Origin of the sequence: Flavobacterium sp. (genome assembly GCF_046153165.1) — a bacterium.
GTDB lineage: Bacteria > Bacteroidota > Bacteroidia > Flavobacteriales > Flavobacteriaceae > Flavobacterium.
The window spans coordinates 23,479-36,753 of record NZ_JBJXEN010000012.1 but is presented as its reverse complement, the minus strand read 5'-3'; the positions used below and the strand labels follow the sequence as shown (position 1 = coordinate 36,753).

General features: G+C 30.2%; 9 protein-coding genes and 1 pseudogene. 1 reads left to right on the top strand and 9 read right to left on the bottom strand.

All coding sequences use genetic code 11. The features are described 5' to 3' along the window. Positions 1 to 58: 58 nt before the first annotated feature. The 4 genes from pafA to mnmA form a co-directional block, all read right to left on the bottom strand. A complete protein-coding gene (pafA, locus tag ACKVOV_RS02085) occupies positions 59 to 1,696 on the bottom strand; it encodes an alkaline phosphatase PafA (RefSeq protein ID WP_409205123.1) in 1,638 nt (545 codons plus the stop codon). Positions 1,697 to 1,837: 141 nt separating this feature from the next. Further along, positions 1,838 to 2,776: an NAD(P)H-dependent flavin oxidoreductase gene (locus tag ACKVOV_RS02080; protein ID WP_409205122.1), complete on the bottom strand. Its 939-nt coding sequence runs from the start codon at positions 2,774 to 2,776 to the stop codon at positions 1,838 to 1,840. Positions 2,777 to 2,796: 20 nt separating this feature from the next. Further along, positions 2,797 to 4,452, bottom strand: coding sequence for a S8 family serine peptidase (locus ACKVOV_RS02075; RefSeq protein WP_409205121.1), 1,656 nt, complete (start codon positions 4,450 to 4,452; stop codon positions 2,797 to 2,799). 55 nt (positions 4,453 to 4,507) lie between these two features. Continuing rightward, positions 4,508 to 5,695 carry a tRNA 2-thiouridine(34) synthase MnmA gene (gene mnmA, locus ACKVOV_RS02070; RefSeq protein ID WP_409205120.1) on the bottom strand — a complete coding sequence of 396 codons (1,188 nt, stop codon included), beginning with the start codon at positions 5,693 to 5,695 and terminating at the stop codon, positions 4,508 to 4,510. 135 nt (positions 5,696 to 5,830) lie between these two features. Between mnmA and ACKVOV_RS02065 the strand changes: the two genes are divergently transcribed. Then, positions 5,831 to 7,717 (top strand): PEP/pyruvate-binding domain-containing protein, encoded by a 1,887-nt coding sequence (locus ACKVOV_RS02065; protein WP_409205119.1) that lies wholly within the window; start codon positions 5,831 to 5,833, stop codon positions 7,715 to 7,717. Here ACKVOV_RS02065 and ACKVOV_RS02060 read toward each other — a convergent pair. From ACKVOV_RS02060 to ACKVOV_RS02040, 5 genes and pseudogenes are all read right to left on the bottom strand, one after another. After that, the gene (locus ACKVOV_RS02060; RefSeq protein WP_409205118.1) at positions 7,714 to 8,274 is read right to left on the bottom strand and encodes a DUF4956 domain-containing protein; all 561 of its coding nucleotides are present in this window, start codon (positions 8,272 to 8,274) and stop codon (positions 7,714 to 7,716) included. The genes ACKVOV_RS02065 and ACKVOV_RS02060 overlap by 4 nt on opposite strands. 16 nt (positions 8,275 to 8,290) lie before the next feature. Continuing rightward, positions 8,291 to 9,073 carry a toxin-antitoxin system YwqK family antitoxin gene (locus ACKVOV_RS02055; protein ID WP_409205117.1) on the bottom strand — a complete coding sequence of 261 codons (783 nt, stop codon included), beginning with the start codon at positions 9,071 to 9,073 and terminating at the stop codon, positions 8,291 to 8,293. A gap of 148 nt (positions 9,074 to 9,221) precedes the next feature. Next, positions 9,222 to 11,122 (bottom strand): annotated as a pseudogene (gene yidC, locus ACKVOV_RS02050) (membrane protein insertase YidC). Positions 11,123 to 11,215: 93 nt separating this feature from the next. Beyond that, positions 11,216 to 12,829 (bottom strand): CTP synthase, encoded by a 1,614-nt coding sequence (locus ACKVOV_RS02045; protein ID WP_409205116.1) that lies wholly within the window; start codon positions 12,827 to 12,829, stop codon positions 11,216 to 11,218. Between the two features lie 211 nt (positions 12,830 to 13,040). Beyond that, positions 13,041 to 13,271 carry a DUF3820 family protein gene (locus ACKVOV_RS02040; protein ID WP_409205115.1) on the bottom strand — a complete coding sequence of 77 codons (231 nt, stop codon included), beginning with the start codon at positions 13,269 to 13,271 and terminating at the stop codon, positions 13,041 to 13,043. Positions 13,272 to 13,275 lie beyond the last annotated feature (4 nt).

Below are 13,275 nucleotides of genomic sequence, written 5' to 3'. Positions count from 1 at the left end.
ATAAGAAAAAGTCCGGAAATATTTAAAATATTTCCGGACTTTTTTATAACTGAAAAGTTTACTTTTCATCTAAAACTTCTAATAAAACTTTACTTTCAGTACCGTTAGGAAATTGAATTTTTATCTTTTGAGCAATTGTAGGTGCAATTTGGGTAATTTCTTTTTTGTCGTGTGTTTCTCCCTTTTTTATATTCCACCCATAAAAGATACAAGGCACATGAGTATCATAAGTGTATGGTGTTCCGTGAGATGTTCCTGTACCTTGATATTCTATATATCCAGGCTTGTCTATAATAATCATATCTCCATCTTGTGTTACGTCATAACCTTTTGCAATAAAATTAAGATAATAATCATTTCCTGTTGAAGCTAGTATTTCTTCTTCAGTATATACTCTTTTTACTTGCTCTTGAGTCATCAGAAAATCTTTGAAACTTTGCTTTACTTTTTGCAATTCTAATCCTTTAGATTTTACAACTTCCTTGTTAAAAAACAGATTGAAATTTGAATAATTCAATACTAAATCTTCACCAAAGGTTTCCGTAGAATATTTTTTTAATGCATTTTTAATATCTGTAGGATCTACACTTTTTACATTGTATTTATTATCCTTAAGATAATTTACGTTTTCGGCACCAGCATGATCTGCAGTTAAGAAAAGTAAATAATTGCCTTTACCAACATTTGTATCTAAATACACTAAAAAATCGGCAATTGTCTGGTCCAAACGTAAATAAGTATCTTGTAATTCTATAGATCGTGGTCCTAAAAGATGACCAACATAATCTGTTGATGAAAAACTAACTGTTAGAAAATCGGTTATGTCATCTTTACCCAAATCTTCTTTTTCTATTGCTTTCATAGCAAATTCGGCCAATAAATCATTCCCGAATGGTGTAGAACGAATTATTCCTGCATCATTTTTTTCATACATTGATTTTAGATTGTACGGAAAAACAGGTTTTTCACTTTTGTATAATTTTCCTTCATAAGGATTATCATCTGCAAGGCTTTCGTTATAAGTTTCTAATGGTTTAAACAAATTCCAACCTTTATCTATGTATGATAAATAATGTTTTTCATTATTAAATTTTATCACCCAATCTGGAAGCTTTACTCCATAAAAACTACTTGAAATAAAAGACCCTGTTTTGCTATACCAAAAAGCCCAATTTGCAAAATGACCTGCTGGTAAAATCGCACCACGATCTTTTAAACTCATACCTATCACTTTTCCTTTGAAATTTGTTGCCAATCGCAATTCATCTGTAATTGTTGTACTTAGTAGGTTTTTCGGAGACATTTTCCCTTCATCTTCCTTACCATCTCCAACTATTTTCACCGATGCATCATCTGTACAATACATGTCTTTTCCTAAAGATCTGCTAAACCATTCATTACCCACAATTCCGTGAGTTGCTGGTGTAGTACCTGTATAAATTGAAGCGTGTCCTGGCCCAGTATATGTAGGCATATAATTATAATGCATATTCTGAAAAGAATAACCATTAGCAATTAATCTCTTAAAACCGTTTGGGGAAAAATCATCAGAAAAGCGATATAAATATTCCATTTTCATCTGATCTACTACAATACCAACAACTAATTTTGGTCTTTGTTGCTGTGATTGTGTTTTTTGTTGTGCTTGAGTTATTGATGATGTAATAATTACAAAAAGCAATAGTACCTTTTTCATATACTTTAATTTGTTAGTGCAAAAATACAGTTTAGATTTTATATTCTTATTAAAAATTGGTTAAGAAAAAATTTGAAAACACTGTGATTATTTAGTTCAACTATACTGTAGGATCTTAATTTAAAGGATATGTCAAAAAAGTTATAAGGTAACTGCTTCTTTTTTTGCTATTTCAAATTCAGTAATCATATCTTTAATGATATTTGCGACTGGCTTTATATCGTGAATGAGACCTGCAATTTGTCCTATTTCGAGTTCTCCTTCTACTAAATCACCTTCAAACATCCCTCGTTTGGCACGAGCACGACCTAAAAGTATTTTTAAATCTTCTGGTGTTGGACATTTAGTGTATAAATCCTGAATATCATTATAAAATTTATTTTTTATTAATCTTACGGGAGCTAATTCTTTCAACGTAACTTGTGTTCCACCTTCTTCAACTTCAATAATTGTTTTTTTGAAATTATCATGGGAAGAACTTTCGGTAGAAGCTGCAAAACGCGAACCTACTTGTACACCATCCGCACCAAGAATCATAACAGCAAGCATTCCTCGACCAGTTGCAATTCCTCCAGCAGCAATTAACGGAATTGAAATTTGTTCTTTAACCATAGGGATCAAGGTTAATGTTGTGGTTTCTTCTCTTCCGTTATGTCCACCAGCTTCAAAACCTTCTGCAACAATAGCATCGACACCAGCTTCTTGTGCTTTTAATGCAAATTTTGAGCTGCTAACAACATGAACTACGGTAATCCCTTTTTCTTTTAGAAAACTAGTCCAAGTTTTAGGATTTCCAGCCGATGTAAATACAATTTTTACACCTTCCTCAATAATAATATTTATAATTTCTTCAACATTAGGATATAACATGGGAACATTAACTCCAAACGGTTTATTAGTAGCTTTTTTGCATTTCTGGATATGCTCACGTAAAACTTCTGGATACATAGATCCTGCACCTATTAGTCCTAAACCACCTGCATTACTTACTGCACTTGCTAGTTTATAACCAGAATTCCAAATCATTCCTCCTTGAATAATTGGATATTTTATATTGAAAAGTGTTGTTATTTTATTCATTTAAATTATTTAATTGGAATTTAGTTTTTAATTAATTTTCCAAACATAGCTTTTTCAGCGGAAGAGATATTGTAATAATAAACACCATTGCTTAACGATTGTAAAGAAATTTTTTGAGACTGATTATCAATATTTTTTTCTAAAACTAATTGTCCCAAATTATTATAAAATTTGATAGCTGCTCCTATAATATTATCTGGACTTGTAACTTCAATTTCATTAGTTGCGGGATTTGGATACAAACTAAAAGCATTCGTCGAAAATTCTGGTGTAGAAAGCGCTGTCGTTAATGCAGTTTGAAAATCAGGAATACCATAACCATAATTATTATCTGGTGTTATAATAGACGTAGCATATCTATCTGCGGAAGCTTTTACTAATTGCACAATTTGAGCATTAGTTTTATTTGGAAATGCCGACCAAAAAGAAGTTATTGCGCCTGCAAGAATAGGACACGAAAAAGAAGTACCATTCGCGGTAGTTATTGTACCTGTTGTATTTGAAATTACCGAAGCAGTTCCCATTGCCATTAAATCAGGTTTCATTCTTTGTATACTAATCCCTGTTGGCCCAACTCCAGTTGGCCCAATTGAACTAAAGTTTGAACGTGTTCTTGTAGAAGTTACAGCTCCAACAGTAATTGCGTTAACTGCATCAGCAGGAGTACCTACATGCGGTTCTGTATTTGATCCTTCATTCCCTGCAGAGATAACACAAATCATTCCTTTAGCAAAAGCAATATCAGTTGCTCTAGAGGCTACTGATATTTGTCCATTCATTCTAGTATATGTATAGCTATAAGCTGGATTATCAAACCCAAAATAGCCTAATGAAGAACTTATTACATCAACCCCTAATCGATCAGCTTCTTCTGCAGCTTCAACCCAATTGGTTAATTCTAATGGTGTTTCTGTAGCTACATCTTCTGTTATAAATAGATAATAGCTTGCATCAGGCGCTGTACCTACTAAATTAGTAGCATTAGCCCCCATTGTTGATAGTACATTTGTTCCGTGAGAATTTCCTGTATAAAAACTAGTAGAATTATTTACAAAATCATATCCTCCTAATATTAGTCCTCTATTACGCAAACTTGCAAAAGGAGCTGCTGTATTTACACTTGGAAAACCAGCATCTAAAATAGCCACTATTTTACCAGTTCCTGTATAATTATTTTGATGCAAAATATGAGCATTCATCATTTGAATTTGAGTAGCTGAATTTCCGTAAGCGTAATTTATTTGTGTATTGTTTGTATCTAACCATTTATCAACATAAGCCTGTTTATTTAAAGGTTGAGCTATTTTCCCTCCTGGATTCAAAGAATGATTAGCATATTGGATATGATCTACGAAAGATAAACCTAACAATGCCACAATATCTGTTTGCAATCCTCGAACATGAACCATATTTAACCATTTAGATTTGGCTAAAACAGTAATTCCAGTTGCAGCTGTAATTTGATCGACATAAGGTTGATGCAATGGTGCATCTTTAATATCTAATGCAATTCCTTGTGTGATTCTTCTGTCAAGAGAACGCTGTGTTAGCTCAGATAAAGGATTACTGTAAAAAACTGATGCATTAGGTTTTGCATTAAAGTAAACCCAAGCATCTTCTTGCGAAAAAACATTTATTGATATTGTACAAATTAAAAAAAGTAGTAGTTTTTTCATAGTTGTGCATCTTTGGAAATTCAAATATACACAAAGAAATTATAATTTTAAAACATTATGAAATAACGCCTGAACCTATTAATTCGTTATTAATATGCCAAGAAACGAATTGTCCTTGTGTAATGGCCGATTGTGGTTGCTCAAACTCTACATACAAACCTTCTTTAAACTTATGTAAGGTCGCTTTCTGCAATTCTTGACGGTAACGAATACGAGCCATAACTTGCATAGTTTGTCCTTCGGCTAAAGCCAAATCTGGACGAATCCAATGTATTTCATCTTTTGCAACAAATAGTGCTTTTTTGAATAATCCGGGATGATTGTGTCCTTGCCCTGTATAAATAGTATTAGTTTCTACATTGGTCGAAATGATAAATAAAGCTTCTTTTGTTCCGCCTACATTCAATCCTTTACGCTGACCGATAGTAAAATAATGAGCCCCTTGATGTTTGCCAACAACTTTAGCTAATTCTGGGGTATATTGGATATTTTTGGCTTCAAAAGCTAATTTTTCTTCGATTGAATCGAAATTAATTTCTTTTTGATTATAAATTTCATTGGTTGCGTCAACTTCAAAAATCAAACCATCTTTGGGTTTTAGTTGTTGTTGCAAGAATTCTGGCAAACGTACTTTTCCTATAAAACATAAACCTTGAGAGTCTTTCTTTTCGGCAGTAACTAATTCCATTTTAGCAGCAATTTCACGTACCTGTGGCTTTGTGAGTTCTCCAATAGGAAATAAAGATTTAGCTAATTGTTCTTGCGACAATTGGCATAAAAAATAAGATTGATCTTTATTATCATCGACACCTGCTAATAATTGATAAATTGGGTTGCCATCGACTTCAATTTCTCCTTTTCGGCAATAATGACCTGTGGCAACATAATCGGCGCCAAGTGAAAGTGCTATTTTCATAAAAACATCGAACTTAATTTCTCGATTGCAAAGTACATCAGGATTTGGGGTGCGTCCTTTTTTGTATTCACTAAACATATAATCGACAATTTTCTCTTGGTATTGTTTGCTTAAATCGACAGTTTGAAAAGGTATTCCTAGCTTCTCTGCAACTAATAATGCATCATTACTATCTTCTAACCAAGGACATTCATTAGAAATAGTAACAGAATCATCATGCCAGTTTTTCATAAACAGACCTATTACTTCATAGCCTTGTTCTTGCAATAAATAAGCAGCAACACTCGAATCGACACCTCCAGAAAGACCTATAACAACACGTTTCATTTCTTGATTATAAAATTATTATGCAAAGGTAGCAGATTTATAACGCATTTATAAATATTTTAATCACTTAATAAAATGCTATTATTAGAAAAAATGATTAAAATATTAATTACTTTTAGTTTTTAATTAAATTAGATGCGTAGATTATATATCTTAATAATTTTTCTTTTTGGCATGGGCTCGATAGAAGCACAAAACTATGTTTCGACTATTCCTAATTATGAAATTTATAAATCTTTAAGAGGCAAACCATTGTCCAATAAATTTTCGAATATTGAATCTGTAAAAATAATATATAGTTTACAAAACAAGAAAAGCTATTATTTTAATAGTTCCCTTATAAGACTTCACTACGATTTTGTAACAAACAATTTGGGTTATGACAAAGGTTTAGAAAAATTTAATTCTGATAATTATAATGATATTGATAAAAACAGAGAGTTTCTACTTGGAAATCTAAATCACATAAAAGGTACTGACAAATGGATTCTTGAACTTGCAGCTTCAGATCATATGTCAGTTATTTTGATTGAGCAATTTTATAAACTAATAGAAGAAAATACTTTTATTGGAAAAAAATTAAGCTTTTACTTAAACAATCAAAATGCTTTAGATTTATATAATAAAAACAAATTTAAAATTCCTTGTGTAAAATCTGATTATATATTTAATGAATTAAAATATCAAGAAGTTGTCACAGGTATTAATGTTGGAATTTTAAAGCAATATAAAATTAGAGATTTAGATTCGATAATCCCAAAATTTAATGAAATTATTATTTTAGACGGCACACCTGAAACTTTGCCAAATGTAAAAGGGATAATTGTAAATGAGCTTCAAACTCCATTGAGCCATCTTGTTATCTTGGGTAAGAATAGAAAAATTCCAATTATGGCTTATAAAAATGTTTTGAATGATTTTAATATTACAAAATTATTAAATAAAAAAGTCGAACTTAAAATTGAATCCGATACTTTTTTCGTAAAAGAAACCAATAAAAAAATAATTGGAAAGAAGAATTTTAAAAAAACAAAAAAACTTACTCTAAACACGAACGTAAAAGACATTGTTGATTTGTCTAAAATTTCAAAAAAAGGCATTGATTTTATGGGTGCAAAAGCACAAAATTTATCTTATTTAATTGCTATATCAAAAAATAATTCATTTAAAGTTCCCGAATGTGCTCATGCTATTCCATTTTATTTTTATATAAAACACACTCAGAAAAAACCAATTTCAATATTAATAGATGAACTTCTAAATAGCAAATACAAAGATTCTACAAAATGGGTTAATAATCAATTACAGAAAATTAGAAAAGCTATTAAAAAGGAGCCTATAGACAAACTCTTAATAAACAAATTGAATGAAGAATTAGGAAACCAAAATATATACAAAAGCTTCCGGTTTAGATCATCTACTAATGCTGAAGACATTGAGGATTTTAATGGTGCTGGTTTATATGAGTCTAAAACAGGTATTTATGGAGATTCGATAAAATCTTTCGAAAAAGCAATAAAACAAGTTTGGTCTAGTGTTTGGAATGAAAGTTCTTATTGGGAAAGAGAACTTTTTGGTATCGATCAAAGAAATATTGCCATGGGTGTTTTAGTACATAGAGCTTTTCCTGACGAATTGGCTAATGGTGTTGTTATTACAAAAAATTTATTTCGAGATAACTTTAGTGGTATTACTGTAAACATTCAAAAAGATGAAAATTCGGTAGTAAAACCCAATAAAGATGAAATTTGCGAGCAATTCTCTATTTATGATTTAAATTTATTTGAATCTGCAAATCCTAATTTTGATGTTGATTATGTTTCCCATTCCAATTTAAATAAAAACAAACCTTTACTATCTTCAGCTGAGATAAATAACTTATATAAAGTTAGCAAAAACATAGAAAGTCGAATGAATAAATATTGGGACAAATTTATTTTTAAACCAGTAGATTTAGAATTTAAAATTGTAGGAGAACAAAGAGACTTATATATAAAACAAGTCAGAGTTTTTAATGATTAATAAAATATTTTAACCTTAACTTCTTTAGTAATTGTGTTAATATCTTCTATTTTGTATTCAAATTTTTCCATGTCAATTTTTGTTGCTATTAATTCTCTAACCGTAAGATCATCCAATTTAATAACGTCATCATAAGCAACTTTTATCTCTACATTATTATAATATTTAGTTGTTTTAGTATTCACTATATGTGATGCTATTATGTAAGAAAATATTATAATAGATTGAAAAAATAATAGTACACCACAATTTTCTAGTGGATGCAATATATCTAATATAGAAAGTGTAATGGTTGCAAAAAGAAAAATTATAGCGTTTATAGTAAATATTTGTGCTCGAAATCTTAATATAGAAAATATAGCAAATAACCCAAATCCAATTCCAACACTTATCTCTGTTTTAGTAAACAAGTAACATAGTGAAAAAGTGCATAAACCTACGATAACTATTAGAGGATTTATAGTTTTATTATCTTTCCTATTAGAAAAAAAATATAAAATTGAAATTGAAATTGAAAGAAATAAAAACCTACCTATTAGCTCATATAAGTTCATCATTTGCCTGCTTATAAATTTACTTTATAAAAATACTATTTTTTTGTTTCAAACTAGGTTTTTTGTAACCGTTTATAGTATCTGCATTCATCTGTCGAACTAATTTTCCTTTTTCAAAATATTTCCAAATCCCTTTCTTTTTATCTTCTTTAAACTGACCTGAAATTACTACTTTACCTGATCCGTCATAAACTTTATAAGGTCCTTGCAAAACATCATTTACAAAAGTCGATTCTTCAACTAATTTTCCTTCTTTAGAATATTTTTTAGCTATTCCTTCTTTAAGATTATTTTTATATAAAATCTCTTCTGCTAGTTTTCCATTTGTATAAAAAACTTTTCTAGACCCTTCTAATTTATCATTTATATAATTCTCAGTTGTCATGATTGTTTTTAAACCTTTATGGTAATATTTCCAAACACCTGTACGAAGTTTATTATTGGTGTTTCCTTCACTTACTTTATTTTTATTTTCATCAAAAAAAACAGTATAAGCATTATTTTTATTGTCAAAATTACGTGTTGCTAGAACTAGTTTTTTGTCGCTATTGGCATAATAAGTAAACAATCCAATTTCATTTCCGTGGCTAAAATTACCTTCGTATCGTAGTATTTTTGAATCATCATAAAAACCATTCCATAATCCTTGACGTAAACCATTCTCGTCGAAACTATTTGGTGAAATTTGAGGCTTTATAGCTTCTGGCTTTGGCGTTTCTAATTTTGCAATTTGAGCATAACCAAATGAGAAGTTTACTAATATTATAAAAACTAAATATTTTTTGATTGTTTGAGGCATCATAATTTTAAAAATTGACTGTTTTGTATTAACTCTAAATGTTGTTTTTTATTATTGAAATAACAATTTATTTCATAAACATGACATCAAAAATAATACCGATTCTAATTTATAAAAAAAATCATTCGCCGTAACGAATGATTTTAATTTTTTATTTGTTTTTGTCTTTTGCTTTTTGAGCTTCAGCTTGTTCCATTACTTCTTGTAATTTTTGTTGGAATTTACCTTTCTTTTTAGGCTCTTTTAACTTGTTTTCTTGTATTTGAGCATGAATTTTATCGTTATCTACAATATATCTTTTAATGACAAACATAATTCCTATAGTAATCACATTCGAAACTAGAGTATATAAACTTAATCCTGAACCATAATTATTAAAGAAAATAAGCATCATTACTGGTGATATATACAACATCATTTTCATGATTTTTGCCATATCTGGCATACCTTCTTGTTGTGGTGCTTGCATTTGTTGGTCTCCAGCGGTCATTTTTGTATAAAAGAAAATTGCAATAGCTGCCAATAATGCAAACAAACTCACGTGGTTTCCGTAAACTGATGAAATAACTGGAATATGTTGTTTCCAAGATAAAACAGTATCAAAAGAAGACAAATCCTGTGACCATAAGAATCCTTTTTGTCTTAACTCTATTGCAGAAGGGAAAAACTGAAAGGAAGCATACATAAACGGGATTTGTATCAGAGCTGGAATACAACCAGCCATTGGGTTTACACCTGCTTTATTGTACAACTTCATTGTTTCCTGCTGTTTTTTCATTGGATCTTTCGAGAACTTTTCGTTTAGTTCATTTATTTCAGGGCGCAAAACTTTCATTTTTGCCTGAGATAAGAAAGACTTATAAGTTATAGGAGACATCGCAATTTTAATAATTACTGTAAAAATAATAATAGCAATTCCTAAAGAAATATAAGAACTTAAGAATCCAAACAATGGAATAAAAATAAACATATTAATCCATCCGAAAATTCCCCAACCTAAAGGAATTATTTTTTCTAGGTTTTTATTATACTTTTTTAAGAGTTTATAATCTGATGGGCCATAATACCAATTCATCTTATAATCTACCTCACCATTATTAAATGCTAAAGGAATATTTGCTTTAAATTGTTTAGTATAAATGGTATCTCCTTTTTCTTCGTCGACTATGTTTGAAGAATATAATTTTGCTTTTTCAAACGGAGTACTTGTTAATAATATTGATGAGAAAAAATGTTGTTTATATGCTACATAAGTTACTTTGTCTAAAGTTTCTTCTTTGTCTTTCCTTGTCCTACATTATTATGTTTTCCATCTTCATATTCGTATCTAATATCGGTAAAACGATTTTCGTTCGAGATACTTCTTTCACTACGATATGATTTCAAGTTCCATTCTAAATCGGCAGGTTTTGTTGTGTTTAAAACCGATGCTAATCCTTGCGAACGAACATCAAAATCTAACATATAATCATTAGCTTTTAAAACATATTTGTATTCTAAATACTGATTTGCACCAGCTTTCAATTTCATTGAAAGGATTTGATCTGCACCTACTTTTGATAGTGTTGGTTCAAAAAACAAATCTTTAGTATTCAATGTTCTATTATCTTGGGTTTGAAGTGTAATATTTAAACCTGCATTGTTATCTTTAATAAGTTGCACTAATTTTCCAGAATCTTTAGAAATTTGTTTAAAGTTTTTTAAAGTCGCTTCGGCAATATAACCACCTTTATTAGCAATTTTCAAAACTAATAATTCATTTTCTATCGTAGTAAATTCAGATTTTGCAGATGGTAATGTTGCTGAATATGCGAAACTACCTAAAGTGGCTTTCATTTTTGCTACTTGAACCGAATCTGTAGGATTCACAGTAACTTCTGCAATTTTAGCTGTTTCTTTATTGCTGGTTTTTGCTTTTTCTACTTGCTCTTGCTTTGCTTTTTTATCAATTTCTGCTTGTGTAGGTTTATTTTGATACATGATCCAAATCATAATACCAAAAATTAATACAAATCCAATAATCGAATTAAGGTCTAATTTCTTCTTTTCCATCTTTTAAATTTTGCTCTAAGCATTAGGCTTCAAGCGGTAAACTTATGTTAGTCTATATATTTTTATTTTGTTACCAAAATAAATTGTATGCTCTTAATTATTTTTATTTTTTACTGCCGCTGCCACAAAACTAACAAATAACGGATGCGGAGCTAACACCGTACTTTTGTATTCTGGATGGTACTGAACGCCTATAAAAAACGGATGATTTTCCAATTCTATAACTTCAACCAAACCTGTTTCTGGGTTTACTCCAGAAGTGATTAATCCTGCTTTTTGCAATACTTCTAAATAATCACTATTAAACTCATAACGGTGACGATGACGCTCTAAAATATCTGATTTCCCATATATTTTATGTGCCAAAGTATTTTCTGATAAATGACATTTCCAAGCACCTAAACGCATGGTTCCGCCTTTATCAGTAATTGTTTTTTGCTCTTCCATCAAGTTTATAACTGGATGTGAAGTGTTTTCATTCATTTCGGTCGAATTAGCATCGGTATATCCCAAAACGTTTCGAGAATATTCTATCACTGCCATTTGCATTCCAAGACAAATTCCTAGAAACGGAATATTATTTTCTCTAGCATAACGAACAGTTTCTATTTTTCCTTCTATTCCGCGACCTCCAAATCCTGGTGCAACTAATATACCATCTAATCCTTTTAATTGATTTTCTGCCGTTTTGGCATCTAAATACTCAGAGTGAATAGAAATTACATTTACTTTAGTTTCATTTGTTGCTCCTGCATGAATAAATGCTTCAAGAATTGACTTGTATGAATCCTGCAACTCAACATATTTACCTACCAAACCAATATTTACTTCATGTTTTGGATTTTTGTGTTTATGCAAAAACTCATTCCATTGTTTTAAATCTGGAGTCGATTTTTCTGGCAAGCCTAATTTTTTTAATGCTACTTTATCTAATCCTTCTTCAAGCATCAAATTAGGAACATCATATATTGTTGAAGCATCTATAGATTGAATTACTGCTTCTCTTTTTACATTACAAAACAAAGCTAATTTGTGACGCAAGTCTTCAGATAATTCATATTCTGTTCTGCAAACTAAAATATCAGCTTTTATACCGCTTTCCATCAATGTTTTTACAGAATGTTGCGTTGGTTTTGTTTTTAACTCTCCAGCTGCTGCTAAATAAGGCACTAGCGTTAAGTGAATTACAATTCCGTTATTTTCTCCTAATTCCCAAACTAATTGACGCACAGATTCGATATATGGTAATGATTCAATATCACCTACCGTTCCTCCTATTTCTGTAATTACAATATCATAATCGCCTGATTTACCAAGCAACTGCATACGCTCCTTAATCTCATTTGTAATATGAGGCACAACTTGAACTGTTTTTCCTAAAAATTCACCACGCCGCTCTTTTTCAATCACCGAAAGATAAACTCTTCCTGTTGTTACATTATTTGCTTGAGATGTTGGTACATTCAAAAATCGTTCGTAGTGACCTAAATCTAAATCAGTTTCTGCTCCATCATCTGTAACATAACATTCTCCATGCTCATAAGGATTTAGTGTACCTGGATCTACATTAATGTAAGGATCAAATTTCTGGATTGTCGTTCTATAACCTCTTGCTTGTAATAATTTCGCTAAAGAAGCGGCAATGATACCTTTTCCTAAAGAAGAAGTAACGCCACCAGTAACAAAAATATATTTAGTTTGATTCATTGTGTTGTGTTGTTGTAGTTGTGTAAAAAACGTGGCAAAAGTACAATTATAAATTGATAATTAGCAATGGTTAATTGACAATTAATCGTTAATATTTTTTTGATATTAATTTACTAATTAGTCATTTTTTTTAACCCTATAATATATAAGGTCATTTAAGCTGTGCTGACTTATAAACACAAAATCCTGTCAAAAATAAGACAGGATTTTTTTATGGTTTTGGGTATTTCTTTTTTATATTCCTAATTAATTCTTCGAGTCCATTTAGTTTTAGTTCATATATAAGCTTAAGTTGATCTCCTAATTCTCCTTTAGGGAAACCTTTGTTACTATACCAAACGATGTAATATTCTGGAATATCTATAAGGAAATAGCCTTCGTATTTACCAAAAGGCATTTTTGTATGAGCTAGTTTGATGAGTTGTTTTTGGTTTGTATCCAAAGTT

Coding starts and splice junctions, on each gene's coding strand:
- pafA (WP_409205123.1), bottom strand. CDS start 1,696: ATGAAAAAGGTACTATTGCTTTTTGTAATTATTACATCATCAATAACT.
- ACKVOV_RS02080 (WP_409205122.1), bottom strand. CDS start 2,776: ATGAATAAAATAACAACACTTTTCAATATAAAATATCCAATTATTCAA.
- ACKVOV_RS02075 (WP_409205121.1), bottom strand. CDS start 4,452: ATGAAAAAACTACTACTTTTTTTAATTTGTACAATATCAATAAATGTT.
- mnmA (WP_409205120.1), bottom strand. CDS start 5,695: ATGAAACGTGTTGTTATAGGTCTTTCTGGAGGTGTCGATTCGAGTGTT.
- ACKVOV_RS02065 (WP_409205119.1), top strand. CDS start 5,831: ATGCGTAGATTATATATCTTAATAATTTTTCTTTTTGGCATGGGCTCG.
- ACKVOV_RS02060 (WP_409205118.1), bottom strand. CDS start 8,274: ATGATGAACTTATATGAGCTAATAGGTAGGTTTTTATTTCTTTCAATT.
- ACKVOV_RS02055 (WP_409205117.1), bottom strand. CDS start 9,073: ATGATGCCTCAAACAATCAAAAAATATTTAGTTTTTATAATATTAGTA.
- ACKVOV_RS02045 (WP_409205116.1), bottom strand. CDS start 12,829: ATGAATCAAACTAAATATATTTTTGTTACTGGTGGCGTTACTTCTTCT.